The 16628-nt window shown below is 57.0% G+C and carries 18 protein-coding genes; 9 read left to right on the forward strand and 9 right to left on the reverse strand.

Going from position 1 to position 16628, the window contains the following annotated elements; all coding sequences use genetic code 11:
• Nucleotides 1-115 precede the first annotated feature (115 nt).
• Together nhaB and dsbB are read left to right on the forward strand one after the other, a co-directional pair.
• Nucleotides 116-1654, forward strand: coding sequence for a Na(+)/H(+) antiporter NhaB (gene nhaB / locus LJA86_RS09335; RefSeq protein ID WP_229226059.1), 1539 nt, complete (start codon nt 116-118; stop codon nt 1652-1654).
• A gap of 143 nt (nt 1655-1797) precedes the next feature.
• The gene (gene dsbB, locus LJA86_RS09340) at nt 1798-2328 is read left to right on the forward strand and encodes a disulfide bond formation protein DsbB (protein ID WP_045908244.1); all 531 of its coding nucleotides are present in this window, start codon (nt 1798-1800) and stop codon (nt 2326-2328) included.
• 102 nt (nt 2329-2430) lie between these two features.
• Here the strand turns inward: dsbB and LJA86_RS09345 are convergent, their stop codons facing one another.
• From LJA86_RS09345 to LJA86_RS09355, 3 genes are all read right to left on the reverse strand, one after another.
• Entirely contained in the window at nt 2431-2868 is a 438-nt protein-coding gene (locus LJA86_RS09345) for a YcgN family cysteine cluster protein (RefSeq protein ID WP_229226060.1), read from the reverse strand.
• 93 nt (nt 2869-2961) lie between these two features.
• A complete protein-coding gene (locus tag LJA86_RS09350; protein WP_024909871.1) occupies nt 2962-3621 on the reverse strand; it encodes a fumarylacetoacetate hydrolase family protein in 660 nt (219 codons plus the stop codon).
• A 47-nt stretch (nt 3622-3668) separates the two neighbouring features.
• On the reverse strand, nt 3669-3944 hold the full coding sequence (locus tag LJA86_RS09355; protein ID WP_008500507.1) for a YcgL domain-containing protein: 276 nt from the start codon (nt 3942-3944) through the stop codon (nt 3669-3671).
• Nucleotides 3945-4067: 123 nt separating this feature from the next.
• Between LJA86_RS09355 and minC the strand changes: the two genes are divergently transcribed.
• From minC to minE, 3 genes are read left to right on the forward strand one after another with little or no spacing between them, the layout of a single operon-like run.
• On the forward strand, nt 4068-4775 hold the full coding sequence (minC, locus tag LJA86_RS09360; protein WP_045908243.1) for a septum site-determining protein MinC: 708 nt from the start codon (nt 4068-4070) through the stop codon (nt 4773-4775).
• A gap of 23 nt (nt 4776-4798) precedes the next feature.
• Nucleotides 4799-5611 carry a septum site-determining protein MinD gene (gene minD, locus LJA86_RS09365; protein WP_008500505.1) on the forward strand — a complete coding sequence of 271 codons (813 nt, stop codon included), beginning with the start codon at nt 4799-4801 and terminating at the stop codon, nt 5609-5611.
• Between the two features lie 3 nt (nt 5612-5614).
• Nucleotides 5615-5884, forward strand: a complete 270-nt coding sequence (minE, locus tag LJA86_RS09370) for a cell division topological specificity factor MinE (protein ID WP_008500504.1) — start codon at nt 5615-5617, stop codon at nt 5882-5884.
• Nucleotides 5885-5957: 73 nt separating this feature from the next.
• Here the strand turns inward: minE and rnd are convergent, their stop codons facing one another.
• From rnd to LJA86_RS09395, 5 genes are all read right to left on the reverse strand, one after another.
• On the reverse strand, nt 5958-7085 hold the full coding sequence (gene rnd, locus LJA86_RS09375) for a ribonuclease D (protein WP_229226061.1): 1128 nt from the start codon (nt 7083-7085) through the stop codon (nt 5958-5960).
• A 71-nt stretch (nt 7086-7156) separates the two neighbouring features.
• A complete protein-coding gene (gene fadD / locus LJA86_RS09380; RefSeq protein ID WP_229226062.1) occupies nt 7157-8842 on the reverse strand; it encodes a long-chain-fatty-acid--CoA ligase FadD in 1686 nt (561 codons plus the stop codon).
• Between the two features lie 203 nt (nt 8843-9045).
• Nucleotides 9046-9627 (reverse strand): Slp family lipoprotein, encoded by a 582-nt coding sequence (locus tag LJA86_RS09385; protein ID WP_028018678.1) that lies wholly within the window; start codon nt 9625-9627, stop codon nt 9046-9048.
• A 37-nt stretch (nt 9628-9664) separates the two neighbouring features.
• The gene (gene tsaB / locus LJA86_RS09390; protein WP_024909864.1) at nt 9665-10360 is read right to left on the reverse strand and encodes a tRNA (adenosine(37)-N6)-threonylcarbamoyltransferase complex dimerization subunit type 1 TsaB; all 696 of its coding nucleotides are present in this window, start codon (nt 10358-10360) and stop codon (nt 9665-9667) included.
• Between the two features lie 66 nt (nt 10361-10426).
• On the reverse strand, nt 10427-12337 hold the full coding sequence (locus tag LJA86_RS09395; RefSeq protein WP_229226063.1) for an ATP-dependent DNA helicase: 1911 nt from the start codon (nt 12335-12337) through the stop codon (nt 10427-10429).
• Between the two features lie 133 nt (nt 12338-12470).
• On the opposite strand from LJA86_RS09395, the gene LJA86_RS09400 reads away from it, so the two are divergent.
• Nucleotides 12471-12815 (forward strand): RidA family protein, encoded by a 345-nt coding sequence (locus LJA86_RS09400; RefSeq protein WP_008500498.1) that lies wholly within the window; start codon nt 12471-12473, stop codon nt 12813-12815.
• A gap of 6 nt (nt 12816-12821) precedes the next feature.
• Here LJA86_RS09400 and LJA86_RS09405 read toward each other — a convergent pair whose 3' ends face one another.
• Nucleotides 12822-13004 (reverse strand): YoaH family protein, encoded by a 183-nt coding sequence (locus tag LJA86_RS09405; RefSeq protein WP_008500497.1) that lies wholly within the window; start codon nt 13002-13004, stop codon nt 12822-12824.
• 61 nt (nt 13005-13065) lie between these two features.
• On the opposite strand from LJA86_RS09405, the gene pabB reads away from it, so the two are divergent.
• The 3 genes from pabB to sdaA all read left to right on the forward strand — a co-directional run bounded on the left by pabB (nt 13066) and on the right by sdaA (nt 16526).
• Nucleotides 13066-14391 carry an aminodeoxychorismate synthase component 1 gene (pabB, locus tag LJA86_RS09410; protein ID WP_229226259.1) on the forward strand — a complete coding sequence of 442 codons (1326 nt, stop codon included), beginning with the start codon at nt 13066-13068 and terminating at the stop codon, nt 14389-14391.
• 6 nt (nt 14392-14397) lie between these two features.
• Nucleotides 14398-14976, forward strand: a complete 579-nt coding sequence (locus LJA86_RS09415; RefSeq protein ID WP_048029449.1) for a CoA pyrophosphatase — start codon at nt 14398-14400, stop codon at nt 14974-14976.
• A 185-nt stretch (nt 14977-15161) separates the two neighbouring features.
• The gene (sdaA, locus tag LJA86_RS09420) at nt 15162-16526 is read left to right on the forward strand and encodes an L-serine ammonia-lyase (RefSeq protein WP_008500494.1); all 1365 of its coding nucleotides are present in this window, start codon (nt 15162-15164) and stop codon (nt 16524-16526) included.
• Nucleotides 16527-16628 lie beyond the last annotated feature (102 nt).

A 16628-nucleotide genomic window follows, 5' to 3' on the forward strand; every position in this document is an offset into this window, starting at 1 on the left:
AGAGGGATCGCCGTTTCATTTTTGTGAAATTTACACTGCAGCGTTATCCGCCTCCGGCCCGCGATTTTTGCGTATACTGATGTTTTGTCTTACTTGACGGGGAAGGACGTCTGTCGTGGAAATTTCATTTGGGCGCGCGCTGTGGCGCAATTTTTTAGGCCAGTCTCCTGACTGGTACAAACTTATACTTCTGGTGTTCCTGGTCGTAAACCCCCTCCTCTTTAGCGTGAACCCGTTTATGGCCGGGTGGCTGTTGGTGGCGGAATTTATCTTCACCCTGGCGATGGCGCTGAAATGTTATCCCCTTCTGCCGGGCGGACTGCTGGCGTTTGAGGCCGTCGTCATCGGCATGACCCGCGCTGAGCACGTTAAGGCCGAGCTGGCATCCAATCTTGAAGTGCTTCTGCTGCTGATGTTTATGGTGGCGGGCATCTACTTTATGAAACAGCTGCTGCTGTTTATCTTCACGCGTCTGCTGCTCAGCATTCCGTCGAAAATGTTCCTCTCGCTGGCGTTTTGCCTTGCGGCTGCCTTCCTGTCGGCCTTCCTGGACGCGCTGACGGTCGTCGCGGTGGTGATAAGCGTAGCGGTGGGGTTTTACGGTATTTATCACCGCGTGGCCTCCTCTCGTCCGGGCGAGGATTTGCAGGATGACAGCCACGTCGATGCGCATAACCGCGAGGTTCTGGAACAGTTTCGCGCCTTCCTGCGCAGCCTGATGATGCATGCCGGCGTCGGTACCGCTCTGGGGGGCGTGATGACGATGGTGGGCGAGCCGCAAAACCTGATCATTGCCAAAGCGGCGGGCTGGCACTTCGGTGATTTCTTCCTGAGAATGGCGCCGGTGAGCGTGCCGGTGCTGATCTGCGGTCTGGCGACCTGTCTGCTGGTGGAGAAGTTTCGCCTCTTTGGGTACGGAGCACAACTTCCGGAGCCGGTGCGCCAGGAGCTGCATAAATTTGATCTGCAGAGCCGACGCCAGCGGACGCGCCAGGAGACGCTGCGCCTGATTGCACAGGGGATCATCGGCGTCTGGCTGATCGCCGCGCTGGCGCTCCATCTGGCTGAAGTGGGGCTGATTGGCCTGTCGGTCATTATTCTCGCCACCACCTTTACCGGCGTAACGGATGAGCATGCCATCGGCAAAGCCTTTACCGAAGCCCTGCCGTTTACCGCCCTGCTGGCGGTGTTCTTTGCTGTCGTGGCGGTGATTATCGACCAGCATCTGTTCGCGCCGATTATTGCCTTTGTCTTAAAGGCGTCGCCGGATGCTCAACTGTCGCTGTTTTACCTGTTTAATGGCCTGCTCTCGTCGATCTCAGATAACGTCTTTGTCGGGACGGTCTACATCAACGAGGCCAAAGCGGCCATGGAGCAAGGCGTGATTAGCGCCGGACAGTTTGAGCTGCTGGCCGTGGCGATCAACACCGGTACCAACCTGCCGTCGGTGGCGACGCCAAACGGACAGGCCGCCTTCCTGTTCCTGCTGACCTCCGCCCTCGCCCCCCTCATACGTCTTTCTTATGGCCGGATGGTGTGGATGGCGCTGCCCTACACGCTGGTGCTCACGATCGTGGGATTGCTTTGCGTCAAAATTACCCTCATTCCCTGTACGCAATGGTTGATACAAGCGGGTATACTTGCGGCGCAGTAAATACTGCAACTCGGGCAGTTCGCTGCCCGTTTGCCTTTTCGCACGATAAACATCCAATTACGTTTTATTTCGCCAGGTACAGGTGGCGCGAAAAACGAATTCGTTTACACTGCGATTTCTAAGCATGTTCCAGGGAAATGATTATGTTGAGATTTTTAAACCAGTGCTCCCGCGGTCGCGGAGCGTGGTTGTTAATGGCCCTGACCGCCTTTGCGCTGGAAATGGTGGCGCTATGGTTCCAGCACGTGATGGGACTGAAACCTTGCGTACTCTGTATTTACGAACGCTGCGCCCTGTTCGGCATTATGGGTGCGGGCCTGGTGGGCGCAATTGCGCCGAAATCGCCGCTTCGCTACGCCGCTATCGCGATCTGGCTGTACAGCGCCTGGAAAGGCATTGAACTCTCCTGGCAGCACACCATGATGCAGCTGCATCCGTCACCGTTTATGACCTGTGATTTCGCCGCCCGCTTCCCGAGCTGGCTGCCGCTGGATAAATGGCTGCCTCAGGTGTTTGTTGCATCCGGTGACTGTTCCGTTCGCCAGTGGGAATTCCTGACCCTCGAGATGCCGCAGTGGCTGGTGGGCATTTTTGCCGCCTACTTCGTCGTGGCGCTGCTGGTGCTGATTGCCCAGCCGTTCAAACCGAAGAAACGCGATCTATTTGGGCGCTAATTCGCCCGGCGGCGCTTCGCTTGCGCGGGCCTACGGTTTTGTAGGGCGGGTAAGCGCAGCGCCACCCGACATAATAAAAAACCCGCCTCGGCGGGTTTTTTATTATGTCGGGTGGTTCATGATGTGGTCTTCCCAGTCACGCACCTCGGACTCTTTCACCGCAATATGGCGCACGGAGATACGCTCACCGTGCATCGCCGCTTTTGAACCGGTCAGCAGCGGATGCCAGGCCGGCAGGTCTTTCCCTTCCGCCAGCAGGCGATACGCGCAGGTATGCGGCAGCCATTCGAAGGTGGGCAGATTATCCCGGGTTAACTTGATGCAGTCCGGCTCGAACTCAAAGCGGCGCTCATAGTTGCGGCACTGGCAGGTCTTAATGTTGAGCTGCTTGCAGGCAACGTTGGTGAAGTAGATTTCATCCGTGTCTTCATCCATCAGCTTGTGCAGGCAGCACTGACCGCAGCCGTCGCATAAGGATTCCCATTCCGCGTCCGTCATGTCGTCGAGAGTTTTGCTTTGCCAGAAAGGGATGTCGTTCATCAGGATGTCCACACGTCAAAAGAAAGCGCACCTTATAACGAGTCTGGCACGTCGTTGCAAGTTTTGCCGCCCTTTTCAGGCGGCAAGAGGAAGTTACAGCACGCGGGTTTTCAGCGACAGGCCGTTAAAACCGACCTCCAGTTCATCACCGCTCACGAGCGGACCAACGCCTTCCGGCGTGCCGGTCAGGATCACATCACCCGGTTTCAGGGTAAAGAAGCGGCTCATGTAGGCGATCAGCGGCACAATCTTATGGATCATGTCTGCCGTGGTGCCCTGCTGGCGGATTTCACCGTTAACCTTCAGGCTGAGCGGGGTATCCTGCGGATCGCCGGTAAATTCGCTCACCGGCACAAACGCCGAAATCGGGCAGGAATTATCAAACCCTTTGGCTTTTTCCCACGGCTGTCCGGCTTTCTTCATTTTGCCCTGCACGTCGCGTAGCGTCAGATCCAGCGCCACGCCGTATCCGGCAATCGCTTTCTGAACATGCTCTTCGGAAGCCTGACGCAGCGTCGCGCCAATCAGTACGGCGAGCTCAACCTCGTGATGCACCGAGCCGAGCCCCTGCGGCAGGGCCAGCGGCTGGCGGATATCGCAAAGCGCCGTTTCAGGCTTAATAAACAGAACCGGCTCTTCTGGCGTCGCACTGCCCATCTCCTGAATATGTTTTGCATAGTTGCTGCCCACGCAAACCACTTTGCTGACGGGATAATCCAGTAATGCACCTTGCCAGTTATGATGTTGATACATGGTCGACCCCTAAACGGTTGATGTGTTGTGCTCAAAAACAGTTGAGACTATTTTTTTCCGTTCGCCTCAAGATGCTGTTTTAATAAATTCTCCGGTGGCGGCGGAAGCTGTAAATAATAGCCCTGCTCGGCTAATGCCGTTTTCACTTTCTCCAGATCGGCATTCACCAGTTTCTTGCGACCATCAAGCGGCAGCAGCATCGCCATCTGCGGTCGGCCAAAGCTCTTCATTAATTCTTCAGGCACGCGTGAAAAATCGTCTTTCTTTTCGACATAAAGATAGGTCTGGTCACGGGTTGTACTTCTGTAGATCACACAAAACATGTTTTTACTCTGAATTAATGGGTGGTTGCTTGCCTCAATATACTCCTGACTATAACATGCCTGATACTCTTCGGAATATCGCAGCGAGTGGTTGCGGTTAATAGCAAATTGAGTAAGGCCAGGATGTCAAACACGCCCATCGAGCTTAAAGGCAGTAGCTTCACCTTATCAGTGGTACATTTGCATGATGCAAAACCCGAGGTTATTCGTCAGGCGTTAGAAGACAAAATCGCCCAGGCTCCCGCCTTTCTGAAGCACGCCCCTGTTGTGATCAACGTCAGCGGTCTTGAGGCGCCGGTTAACTGGAAACTTCTCCAGCAGGCCGTCTCCTCTACCGGACTGCGTATTGTCGGCATCAGCGGCTGCAAAGATACTGAACTGAAAGCGGAAATCGACCGTGCGGGGCTGCCGCTTCTGAATGAAGGCAAAGAAAAAGCCCCCCGTGCGGCACCCGTTGCCGTCGAAACGCCCCCTCCTGCGGCGCAAAACGTTACAACCATCACAAAAACGCGAATGATTGATGTGCCGGTTCGTTCCGGTCAGCGCATTTATGCACCAAACTGTGATCTGATTGTTACAAGCCACGTCAGCGCTGGCGCTGAGCTGATTGCAGATGGCAATATTCACGTATACGGTATGATGCGTGGACGTGCGCTCGCGGGTGCAAGTGGCGATCGGGACGCGCAAATATTTTGTACTCACCTGACGGCGGAACTGGTGTCCATCGCAGGTGAATATTGGCTGAGCGACAAGATCCCAGCCGAATTTTATGGCAAAGCGGCTCGCCTGCTTCTGGCAGACGACGCGTTGACCGTTCAACCGTTGAATTGATCCCTTTTTAACAAGGAATTTCTATGGCACGCATTATTGTTGTTACTTCGGGTAAAGGAGGCGTTGGCAAGACCACCTCCAGCGCGGCCATCGCTACTGGTTTGGCCCAGAAGGGAAAGAAAACCGTCGTTATCGACTTCGATATCGGCCTGCGTAACCTCGACCTCATCATGGGATGTGAGCGTCGCGTCGTGTATGACTTCGTGAACGTCATTCAGGGCGATGCCACGCTGAACCAGGCGCTGATTAAAGACAAGCGCACCGAGAACCTCTACATTCTCCCGGCCTCTCAGACGCGTGACAAAGACGCCCTGACCCGTGAAGGGGTAGAAAAGGTGCTCGACGAGCTGAAAAAAATGGAGTTCGACTTCATCGTCTGTGACTCCCCTGCCGGCATCGAAACCGGTGCTCTGATGGCGCTCTACTTCGCTGATGAAGCGATCATCACCACCAACCCTGAAGTTTCATCCGTGCGTGACTCAGACCGCATTCTCGGGATCCTCGCCTCTAAATCCCGTCGTGCGGAAAATGGCGAAGACCCGATTAAAGAACACCTGCTGCTCACCCGCTACAACCCGGGCCGCGTGAACAAAGGTGACATGCTGAGCATGGAAGACGTGCTGGAGATCCTGCGCATTAAGCTGGTGGGCGTTATCCCGGAAGATCAGTCCGTGTTACGCGCCTCTAACCAGGGCGAGCCAGTGATCCTGGATACAATGGCAGATGCAGGTAAAGCTTACGCCGATACCGTTGACCGTCTGCTGGGAGAAGAACGTCCTTTCCGCTTCATTGAAGAAGAGAAGAAAGGTTTCCTCAAACGCCTGTTCGGAGGATAAGTTATGGCATTACTGGACTTTTTTCTCTCGCGGAAAAAGAACACCGCCAACATCGCAAAAGAACGTCTGCAAATTATCGTTGCGGAGCGTCGTCGTAGCGACGCCGAGCCTCACTACCTGCCGCAGCTGCGTAAGGACATCCTGGAAGTGATCTGTAAGTACGTGCAGATTGACCCGGAGATGGTGACGGTGCAGCTGGAACAAAAAGACGGGGATATTTCGATTCTGGAGCTGAACGTGACGCTCCCGGAAGCGGAAGAGTCGCGTCCGTAGGTTTGTGATTTCGTAGCCCCGGTAAGCGCAGCGCCACCGGGGGAATATGCCGGGTTAACCCCCGGCATATTTTTTATCGCGGATAACCTTCCAGCAGCGTATTCAGGCGATCGGCCATCAATTCCCCGCGCCATCCCGCAACCATTTCCGGTACGCCATTCTGCGGCTTCAGCTTCCAGTGCCAGTTAAGCAGCTGATTAATCTGACGGCGTGAAGCGAGCAGCTCCGCGCTCAGCTTGCTTTCCGTTGCCACCGTCTGCACCAGCGCTTTGATATCTTTAAACGCTTTGCGATAGCCCGGCATATCCATCAGGTTCAGCAGCGGTTCCGGCAGCGCGTCGTCGGGTAATTCCTGCGCTTTAGCGACCAGCGCCAGCAGGGTTTTGCCGTGGAAACGGATCTCGCTGCCCGAAAGCCCAATGCTGTCCAGCTCGCCAAGGCTGCCCGGCATATAGCGCGCCACCGCCCAGAGATGTTCTTCGCGGACGACAAAGTTAACGGCCAGATCGCGCTCGCGTGCTTTACGCAAGCGCCAGTCTGCCAGCAGCTGCAGGCATGCCAGCTGACGCGTGCGCAGCTGCCAGGCGTTGCTGATGTCGCGCCAGGCCTCTTTCGGATCCACCACTTCCTGACGACGCTGCTGGGTCATACGGCACTCATCCAGCGCTGCCGGGAGCCATCCGGAGGCTTCCGCCTCTTTCATCAGCTGTCCGGCGATCGGCAGCAGGTAAAACACGTCAGCCGCCGCATACTCCAGCTGGCGGGCGGTAAGCGGACGCGCCAGCCAGTCGGTACGGGATTCGCTTTTATCCAGCGTCAGGCCCGTATACTCCTCCACCATGGCGGCAAAGCCCCATGAGAGCGGGCGACCGCTGAACGCCGCGAGGATCTGCGTATCAATCAGCGGCTGAGGCATGATGCCAAAGGTATTCAGAAAGACTTCCAGATCTTCACTGCCTGCGTGCAGGTATTTCGTGACGGCGGTATCGAGCAGCAGGTCGCGCATCGGCGTCCAGTCGGTAATGCCGAGAGGGTCAATCAGCGACACGTTTTTACCGTCATACATCTGAATCAACCCCAGCTGCGGATAGTACGTCCGGGTACGGACAAACTCGGTATCCAGGGCAATGGCAGGAAAGTCGCGCGTCACTTCGCACAGCGAAGCCAGCTCGTCGTTAGTCGTGATCATCTGGTAATTCAAATCGGATTCTCTTTTGTTTGCGCCCATAAAAAACGCCGGCTTAACCGGCGTCTGGGCGATTAACGTGTAGCTCAGGCCTTATTGTCTACTTTGGCACGGGCTTCGTCACGTAATTCTCGTCGTAATATCTTCCCAACGTTGGATTTCGGCAGCTCATCGCGGAATTCCACCAGCTTCGGCACTTTATAGCCCGTCAGCTGACGACGACAAAACGTTACCAGCGCTTCCTCGGTGAGAGAAGGATCTTTCTTGACCACAAATATCTTCACCGCTTCACCGCTGCTGCCGGAAGGCACGCCGACCGCTGCCACTTCGAGTACGCCGCTGTGCTGCATGACCACGTCTTCGATCTCATTCGGATAGACGTTGAAGCCGGAGACCAGGATCATATCTTTCTTGCGATCGACAATGCGCAGGAAGCCCTCGTCATCCATCACCGCGATATCACCGGTATGCAGCCAGCCGTCTTTGATGATTTCGTCAGTCGCGTCGGGACGCTGCCAGTAGCCCAGCATTACCTGTGGACCTTTGACGCACAGCTCACCCGGCTCACCCGGCGAAACTTCATTATCGTTATCATCGACCAGTTTCGCTTCAGTGGAAGGAACGGGCAGACCAATGCTTCCGCTGTGGTAGTCGATGTCATGCGGGTTAACGCTGACCAGCGGCGCGCATTCCGTCAGGCCATAGCCCTCGAGCAGATACTGTCCGGTGAGCTTCACCCAGCGCTCGGCTACCGCCTGCTGAACCGGCATACCGCCGCCCGCAGAGAGGTGCAGCGTGGAGAAGTCCAGCTGCTGGAACTCTTTGTTATTAAGCAGCGCGTTGAAAAGGGTATTTACCCCGGTCATGGCGGTGAACGGGTATTTTGCCAGCTCTTTCACCAGCCCCGGGATATCACGCGGGTTGGTAATCAGCACGTTTTGACCGCCGAGCTCAATAAACAGCAGGCAGTTCATGGTCAGTGCGAAAATGTGGTACAGCGGCAGCGCCGTGATGACCAGCTCTTTGCCGGGATGCAGTAGCGGCCCGTAGGTTGCGTTGACCTGCTCAAGGTTCGCCAGCATGTTGCGGTGGGTCAACATAGCGCCTTTCGCCACGCCGGTGGTGCCACCGGTATACTGCAGGAAGGCGAGATCTTCTGAGACCACTTCCGGCTTGACGTACTGCATCCGATAGCCCGCATGCAGCGCGCGGCGGAAGGAGATAGCGTCCGGCAGATGGTATTTTGGCACCAGACGTTTGACGTATTTGACGACAAAGTTAACCAGCGTGCCTTTGGCGGTAGAGAGCTGGTCCCCCATGCGCGTCAGGATGACGTGTTTCACCTGGGTTTTGTCGACCACTTTTTCCAGCGTATGGGCAAAGTTGGACACAATGACAATCGCAACCGCGCCGCTGTCGTTCAGCTGATGCTCGAGCTCGCGCGGGGTATACAGCGGGTTGACGTTGACGACGATCATCCCGGCACGCAGGATACCGAACAGCGCCACCGGGTATTGCAGCAGGTTCGGCATCATCAGCGCGACGCGATCCCCTTTTTGCAGCCCCAGCCCTTCCTGCAGATACGCCGCAAACGCCCGGCTGCGCTCCTCCAGCTTACGGAACGTCATCACCTCGCCCATATTCACAAATGCGGGCTGATCCGCGTAGCGCCTTACCGAGTGTTCAAATAATTCCACCAGGGATTGATAACGGTCAGGATTGATCTCAGCAGGAACATCTGCGGGATAACGGTTAAGCCAAACCTTCTTCAATGCATCACCTCTGAAATGAGTGTTCGTCGTCATCACAACCCCGATAATAAACAGTTTGTTAACATTATATTAACTCAGCGTACCAGTTTATTAATTGTTCAGATTTAAGGTTGCGAAGCGCGTCACTCTTTTTTTTCGTTTTATCCGTAAAAAAACAGAGACAGCGGCTGAGCCGCTGTCTCTTTTCTAACAATAACAGTAAGTTACTCAGTAACGATCGTCTGTACCTGTGCAGGTCCCGGGTTATACCAACCCCAGCCCGGGTAGCCATAGCGATAAGGATGCGGACCCCACATCCATGGATCGATCGGCTGCGGCGGCATGATCACCTGCTGGGCCAGCCGCCAGCGCTTGTATCCGTTGACCTGCATGGTCATAAATTTATACGGCGTGTTGCCAATTTTGCCCTGCACGGCGCCGGTAATCGGTCCGACGACGGTCACCAGCTGTCCGCGAAAATCGACCGGATCGAGGAACCCGCTGACGTCCGCATAGATACGTCCCCGGGAGGCCTCGCCCAGTACAGGCCGCGCGCCGCTGTCCAGCGGAACGGTGGCGATCTCCAGGCGGGTTTTCCCCTGCTGGTTTTGTACGTCAATCACCTTACCGCCAAAGCGCGCTTCCTGGCCGACGTACAGCTCAGGCGCATTCATCACCCGAACCAAATCCTGCTGTGGCGTCGGGCTGCTGCCCTTAATCGCATCAGGAACGGAAACGCATCCGCTCAGTGCTATGGCAACCGCGCCTGCCATAATAAGGCGTACTACTTTAGTCTGAACCGCCATGATGCGACTCCTTTTTCTCAGTTCCTGTTACTGAGATTCACTCGCGGCCCGGAAGTTTCTTCCACGCGACGGTGTTTCGCAAATAAACCGGTTCCGCCTGTTCAACAGCCACGGTTTTGCCTGCTGCGAGCAGCTGGCTGGCAATCGGAAGCATATCTTCCGCAGCCGGCAGAAGCATGTTGCCGTCCACCAGCGTCAACCCGGTGTCGTTCGCCATTTCAGGCCACGCCGGCCAGCCCGTACCGACGGTCGCCCACTCGCCGGACAGCTGCTTCAGTCGTTCTGTCACCGCTTCTGGCTTAAGCACGGCTTCCGTCTCTTCACCGTGCCACACGCCCTGCTCGTCACGGGTGTATTCGGCCCAGTAGACTTCGCCCATGCGGGCATCAATCGCTGCCAGGACGCGCGTTGCCCCGGTCATGCGCCATGCGCCCTGCGCCATGGTGGCGAGGGTAGAGACGCCGATCATCGGCAGTTCGGCGCCCAGCGCCAGCCCCTGCGCAATGCCAATCCCGATACGTACGCCCGTAAAGCTGCCGGGGCCGCGGCCAAAGGCCAGCGCGTCGAGGTCGGTTAAGGAGGTGTTTCCCTGGGTTAAAATGGCTTTTACCAGGGGCAGAATGCGTTGGGTGTGTTCCCGGGGGCACTCTTCGAAATGGGCAGAAACAGCACCGTCGTTCAACAGAGCAACAGAGCAAGCCTCTGTCGCGGTATCAATAGCCAGAATTCGCATCGGTCGTCGCGCTCTCGCAAGGGTCAGTCACAAAATGGCGCGCATCTTAGCACACTCCGGGGTAAATTACTCCGCCGTTGGGTTTGCCAGGAAACGCACCGCGCGTTTTATGTCCCGCGTCCGCGGCGCGGGCGGCAGGCTTGCAAGGAAAGTCGCACCGTAAGGACGCATCACCAACCGGTTATCGCAGATGACCAGCACGCCGCGGTCTGTGACGTCACGGATTAGGCGCCCTACCCCTTGCTTAAGCGTAATGACCGCATCCGGCAGTTGAACCTCGTCAAACGGATCGCCGCCGCGCAGACGACAGTCTTCCATCCGCGCCTTCAGCAGCGGATCGTCCGGGGAGGTAAACGGTAGCTTATCAATGATCACCAGCGAAAGCGTGTCGCCGCGCACGTCCACCCCCTCCCAGAAGCTGCTGGTTGCGACCAGCAGGGCATTACCGGCACTCACGAACTGCTGCAGAAGCTGGCCTTTGCTGGTTTCGCCCTGCAACAGCACCGGCAACGTCATCGTAGCGCGAAACTGCTCGGCGAGGTCGCGCATCATGGCGTGGGAGGTGCAGAGCATAAAGCAGCGGCCGTTATTGGCCTCGATCATTGGCTTCAGCATCGCCGCCAGCAGACGGGCCGCACCCGGCTGGTTGGGAAGCGGCAAATTGCGCGGCACGCAGAGCAGCGCCTGCTTTTCGTAATCGAACGGGCTGGGCAGAAGCAGCGATTCCGCCTGCTCAATGCCGAGGCGCTCGGTGAAGTGGTGCAGATCGTCATTCACCGACAGGGTTGCCGACGTAAAGATCCAGCTGCCCGGCTTCTGCGCCATCACCTCTTTAAATTTATCCGCCACAGTCAGCGGCGTCAGCGCCAGGGTAAAGTGGCGCGAAGTGCACTCGTACCAGTAGCTGTAACCCGGCTGGTTAATCTCTTTCAGCCGTTTGAGCCGCCCGCGATAGAGCGTGGCGCGCTCGAAGGCCGCATCCAGCAGCGCGGAGCGGCCGAGTGACAGTTTTGCCACGTCGTAGCAGAGCTCAAGCGCATCATCGAGCAGCAGCAGCGCGCGCTGGATGTTTTTGTCCGCCAGCAGCTCGCGCAGGTTACCACGATAGCCCGGCTCGCCGAGCTGTAAACGGAAATCCTGCGCGCTCTGCGCCAGACGGTCGGCGCACTTCTGCAGCTGCTGGGTATCTTTGAGTTCGGTCCGGTAAGCAATGGTGAAATCTTTCGCCAGATCCTGCAGCTGACGGCTGGAGAGCGACTGACCAAAGTACTGGCTGGCGATGTCCGGCAGCTGGTGGGCTTCGTCGAAGATCATCACGTCCGCTTCCGGGATCAGCTCACCAAAGCCGCTGTCCTTAACCACCATATCCGCAAGGAACAGATGGTGGTTCACCACCACCACATCCGCATCCATCGCCGTTTTGCGCGCTTTCACCACGAAGCAGTCTTTATACAGCGGGCAGTCGCTGCCGAGGCAGTTGTCGTTGGTGCTGGTCACCAGCGGCCAGGCGGGAGAGTCTTCCGACACGCTCGCGCAGGTGCTGATATCGCCCTCTTCGGTCTGGTTCGCCCAGGCGCGAAGGATAATGACGTCGCTCAGGGTTTGCACCGGCAGGTCGCCGCCCGCCAGCGCCTGCTGCTCAAGGCGTTCCAGGCAAAGATAGTTGGAGCGCCCCTTCAGCAGGGCCAGACGGCCTTTATATTTCAGTGCCTTTGCCACGGTGGGCAAATCACGGCTGTAGAGCTGATCCTGCAGCGCCTTCGAACCGGTGGAAATAATCACCTTCTTTTTCGCCCGCAGCGCCGGCGCAAGGTAAGCATAGGTTTTACCCGTGCCGGTACCGGCTTCGACCACCAGCGGCTGAGCCTTATCGATGGCGCGTGCAACGGCGTGCGCCATCTGTCGCTGAGGCTCACGGGGTTTGAAGCCGGGGATAGCCTGCGCTAATTGACCTTCAGGGGAAAAATCGTCTGCCACGGTGCTCTCTCACTGTATTTTTGCACAGGGATTATGTCAGCCCATCCTCTCATGTGCCACCCCAAATAGTGACGACAGATGAACAATATGGCAGTCTTGCCGCCTGACGACGAAAAATAACGAGGAAACGTTTATGACAATTGTGCGCATTGATGCCGAAGCCCGCTGGTCTGATGTGGTGATCCATAACCAGACGCTCTACTACACCGGCGTCCCGGCTAACCTGGACGCGGATGCGTTCGAGCAGACGGCCAATACCCTGGCGCAGATTGACGCGGTGCTGGAAAAACAGGGCAGCGACAAATCCCGCATTCTGGATGCGACGATTTTCCTGGCAAACAAAGATGACTTCGCGGCAATGAACAAAGCCTGGGACGCGTGGGTGGTGGCGGGTCACGCGCCTGTACGTTGCACCGTACAGGCCACGCTGATGAAGCCGGAATACAAGGTAGAGATTAAGATTATCGCGGCGGTTTAAGCCCGATCACTCTTCATCTTCATCCTCGAAACGCGCCACGATCCGCTCGCCGGTATGCGTGGCGCGCAGTTCTTCCGCCACCTGGGAAATCGCCTGTCCGCTGCTCATCCCCTGGGACATCAGTTCCTGAATTCGCTCAACCGCTTTCTGCTGCTGTTCATGGCTCAGAGAAGGTAAACCTGCAAACATCGTCAACTCCTGCTAAATTATTCGCGCTAATTATTTCACGCTGCCCGGTAGTATGCCACACATGAACATGCGCTTCCCCACTGTTATTACCCTGCCCTGGCGGACAGACGCCGCTGAATACTGGTTTGCCCGCCTGAGCCATCTTCCGTTTGCGATGCTGCTGCACTCCGGCCATGCGGACCATCCCTATAGCCGCTTTGATATTCTGGTCGCCGATCCGCTGAAGACGCTGACAACCGATGTTCTGTCGTTAACGGACGATCCGCTGGCGCAGCTTCAGCACGACATTAACGCGCTGGGCTTATCTGCCACACCCAACCCGGACCTTCCTTTTCAGGGGGGCGCGCTGGGCCTGTTTGGCTACGATTTGGGTCGCCGTTTCGAAACGCTGCCCGAGCATGCGCAGGCTGATATTCCCCTGCCCGACATGGCCGTGGGGCTGTATGACTGGGCGTTAATTGTCGATCATCAGAAAAAAACGGTTTCCCTGCTGAGCCATCGTGACGTGCAGGCGCGTCTGGCCTGGCTTGAGGCGCAACAGGCTGCACCCGCTGAGACGTTCACGCTGACCTCCGGCTGGCGCTCCAACATGAGCGCCGCGGAGTATGGCGAAAAATTCGCGCGCGTTCAGGCGTATCTGCAAAGCGGCGACTGCTATCAGGTTAACCTCGCCCAGCGCTTCGAGGCGACCTATCGGGGAGATGAGTGGCAGGCGTTTACCCGTCTTAATGCCAGCAATAAGGCGCCGTTCAGCGCCTTTGTGCGTCTGGAACAGGGGGCGATCCTCAGCCTGTCGCCCGAGCGCTTTATTCATCTGGCCGAGGGCACCATTCAAACCCGCCCGATTAAGGGCACGCTTCCACGCCTTGCCGATCCTGATGCCGATCGTCAGCAGGCGGAAAAACTGGCCGCCTCGCCAAAAGACCGCGCCGAAAACCTGATGATTGTCGATCTGATGCGTAACGACATTGGCCGGGTGGCCGTGCCGGGCAGCGTCCGCGTGCCGGAACTGTTTGTCGTTGAGCCTTTCCCGGCGGTGCATCATCTGGTCAGCACCATTACCGCGCGGCTGCCTGACTCGCGCACGGCCTGCGACCTGCTGCGCGCCGCGTTCCCGGGCGGCTCCATCACCGGCGCGCCGAAGGTGAGGGCAATGGAGATCATTGATGAGCTGGAGCCCCACCGCCGTAATGCCTGGTGCGGTAGCATCGGCTATATCAGCCTGTGCGGCACGTTGGATACCAGCATTACCATCCGTACGCTGACCGCCTGCAACGGAAACCTTTACTGTTCGGCCGGGGGCGGCATTGTTGCCGACAGCCAGGTCGATGCGGAATATCAGGAAACCTTTGATAAAGTTAACCGTATTCTGAAACAACTGGAGTAAACACGGGTGGAAAAAGAGAATCTGACGCTGGATGACTTTTTATCTCGCTTTCAGCTACTAAGGCCGCAGGTCAACCGCGAAGCGCTGAATCAACGTCAGGCGGCCGTGCTGATCCCGGTCGTGCGTCGCGCGCAACCGGGCCTGCTGCTCACCCAGCGTTCCGCCCATTTACGCAAGCACGCGGGTCAGGTCGCTTTTCCGGGGGGCGCGGTAGACAGCTCCGACGCCTCGCTGATTGCCGCCGCGCTGCGCGAAGCGCAGGAAGAGGTTGCCATTCCGCCAGAGGCCGTTGAGGTCATCGGCGTGCTGCCACCCGTCGACAGCGTCACCGGTTTTCAGGTCACGCCGGTGGTCGGCATTATCCCGCCGGGCCTGCAGTATCACGCCAGCGTCGATGAAGTCTCCGCGGTGTTTGAAATGCCGCTGGAAGAAGCCCTCCGACTGAGTCGTTATCACCCGCTGGATATTCAGCGTCGTGGGCATGACCATCGGGTCTGGTTGTCCTGGTATCAGCATTATTTTGTCTGGGGCATGACGGCGGGCATTATTCGTGAGCTGGCGTTGCAAATCGGCCTGAAGCCTTGACTATACTTTACATTCCGCCCTCTTCTGCCAGGTTTGCGATCTGCGTCGCGCTATTAGCAAAACCCATCGTTAACCATTAGTTTAATTCATGTGAATAGTTAAGCCGAGGTCGGTGTTCCCTCTTACACTATGCGCAGTTATAACATCGTTACTGGAACCCCGGTAACCCTGTCAGGAGTGTGAAAGTGATTAGTATATTCGACATGTTCAAAGTGGGAATTGGCCCTTCGTCTTCCCATACTGTTGGCCCGATGAAGGCCGGTAAACAGTTCGTCGATGATCTGGTCGAAAAAGGATTACTGGAAAGCGTTACCCGTGTCGCCGTGGATGTTTACGGCTCGCTGTCATTAACGGGTAAAGGCCACCACACCGATATCGCCATTATTATGGGTCTGGCAGGCAATATGCCAGATACCGTTGATATTGATGCCATCCCGGCATTCATCCGCGACGTGGAAACACGCGGCCGCCTGCTGCTGGCAAACGGCCAGCAGGAAGTTGATTTTCCGCAGGATGACGGCATGCGTTTCCGTAGCGACAACCTGCCGCTGCATGAAAACGGCATGACCATTCACGCTTATAGCGGTGAAAAAGAGATTTACAGCAAAACGTACTACTCCATCGGCGGTGGTTTCATCGTGGATGAAGAGCATTTTGGCAAAGACAGCGTCGGCGACGTCAGCGTACCGTACCCGTTCAAATCGGCGACCGAGATGCTGGGTTACTGCAAACAGACCGGTCTTTCCCTGTCCGGCATGGTGATGCAGAACGAACTGGCGCTGCACAGCAAACAAGAGATTGAAGACTATTTTGCCAACGTCTGGCAAACCATGCGCGCCTGTATCGATCGCGGGATGAACACTGAAGGGGTTCTGCCGGGTCCGCTGCGCGTGCCGCGTCGTGCCTCTGCTCTGCGCCGTATGCTGGTGACCACGGACAAATTCTCCAACGACCCGATGAACGTGGTCGACTGGGTGAATATGTTTGCACTTGCGGTTAACGAAGAGAACGCCGCCGGTGGCCGCGTCGTGACGGCGCCAACCAACGGCGCGTGCGGCATTGTTCCTGCGGTGCTGGCGTATTACGACCACTTTATTGAGCCCGTGACGCCGGACATCTATATCCGTTATTTCCTGGCAGCAGGTGCCATCGGCGCGCTGTACAAGATGAATGCCTCCATCTCCGGTGCGGAAGTGGGCTGTCAGGGTGAAGTCGGCGTGGCCTGCTCCATGGCGGCAGCAGGTCTGGCAGAGCTGTTGGGTGCAAGCCCTGAGCAGGTCTGCGTGGCGGCTGAAATCGGTATGGAACATAACCTCGGTCTGACCTGCGATCCGGTCGCGGGCCAGGTGCAGGTGCCGTGCATTGAGCGTAACGCGATTGCCTCGGTGAAAGCCATCAACGCCTCACGTATGGCGATGCGCCGTACCAGCGAACCTCGCGTATCGCTGGATAAGGTGATTGAAACCATGTACGAAACGGGCAAAGACATGAACGCGAAATACCGCGAGACGTCCCGTGGTGGCCTGGCCATTAAGGTGCAGTGCGACTAATACTGCCTTTCGCCCATCTGCAACGGATGGGCGAATTTCCCTCTTCTTCCTCGTCTCCTTCTGCTTTCCCCACTACACTTTTACTGTTGCGTCCGGCTTTTG

The organism is Enterobacter sp. TCD1-1, from assembly GCF_020567405.1.
Taxonomy (GTDB): domain Bacteria; phylum Pseudomonadota; class Gammaproteobacteria; order Enterobacterales; family Enterobacteriaceae; genus Enterobacter; species Enterobacter quasiroggenkampii.

Coding starts and splice junctions, on each gene's coding strand:
- minD (WP_008500505.1), top strand. CDS start 4,799: ATGGCACGCATTATTGTTGTTACTTCGGGTAAAGGAGGCGTTGGCAAG.
- LJA86_RS09400 (WP_008500498.1), top strand. CDS start 12,471: ATGACAATTGTGCGCATTGATGCCGAAGCCCGCTGGTCTGATGTGGTG.
- LJA86_RS09405 (WP_008500497.1), bottom strand. CDS start 13,004: ATGTTTGCAGGTTTACCTTCTCTGAGCCATGAACAGCAGCAGAAAGCG.
- LJA86_RS09385 (WP_028018678.1), bottom strand. CDS start 9,627: ATGGCGGTTCAGACTAAAGTAGTACGCCTTATTATGGCAGGCGCGGTT.
- tsaB (WP_024909864.1), bottom strand. CDS start 10,360: ATGCGAATTCTGGCTATTGATACCGCGACAGAGGCTTGCTCTGTTGCT.
- minE (WP_008500504.1), top strand. CDS start 5,615: ATGGCATTACTGGACTTTTTTCTCTCGCGGAAAAAGAACACCGCCAAC.
- LJA86_RS09345 (WP_229226060.1), bottom strand. CDS start 2,868: ATGAACGACATCCCTTTCTGGCAAAGCAAAACTCTCGACGACATGACG.
- pabB (WP_229226259.1), top strand. CDS start 13,066: ATGAACATGCGCTTCCCCACTGTTATTACCCTGCCCTGGCGGACAGAC.
- dsbB (WP_045908244.1), top strand. CDS start 1,798: ATGTTGAGATTTTTAAACCAGTGCTCCCGCGGTCGCGGAGCGTGGTTG.
- minC (WP_045908243.1), top strand. CDS start 4,068: ATGTCAAACACGCCCATCGAGCTTAAAGGCAGTAGCTTCACCTTATCA.
- LJA86_RS09355 (WP_008500507.1), bottom strand. CDS start 3,944: ATGTTTTGTGTGATCTACAGAAGTACAACCCGTGACCAGACCTATCTT.
- LJA86_RS09350 (WP_024909871.1), bottom strand. CDS start 3,621: ATGTATCAACATCATAACTGGCAAGGTGCATTACTGGATTATCCCGTC.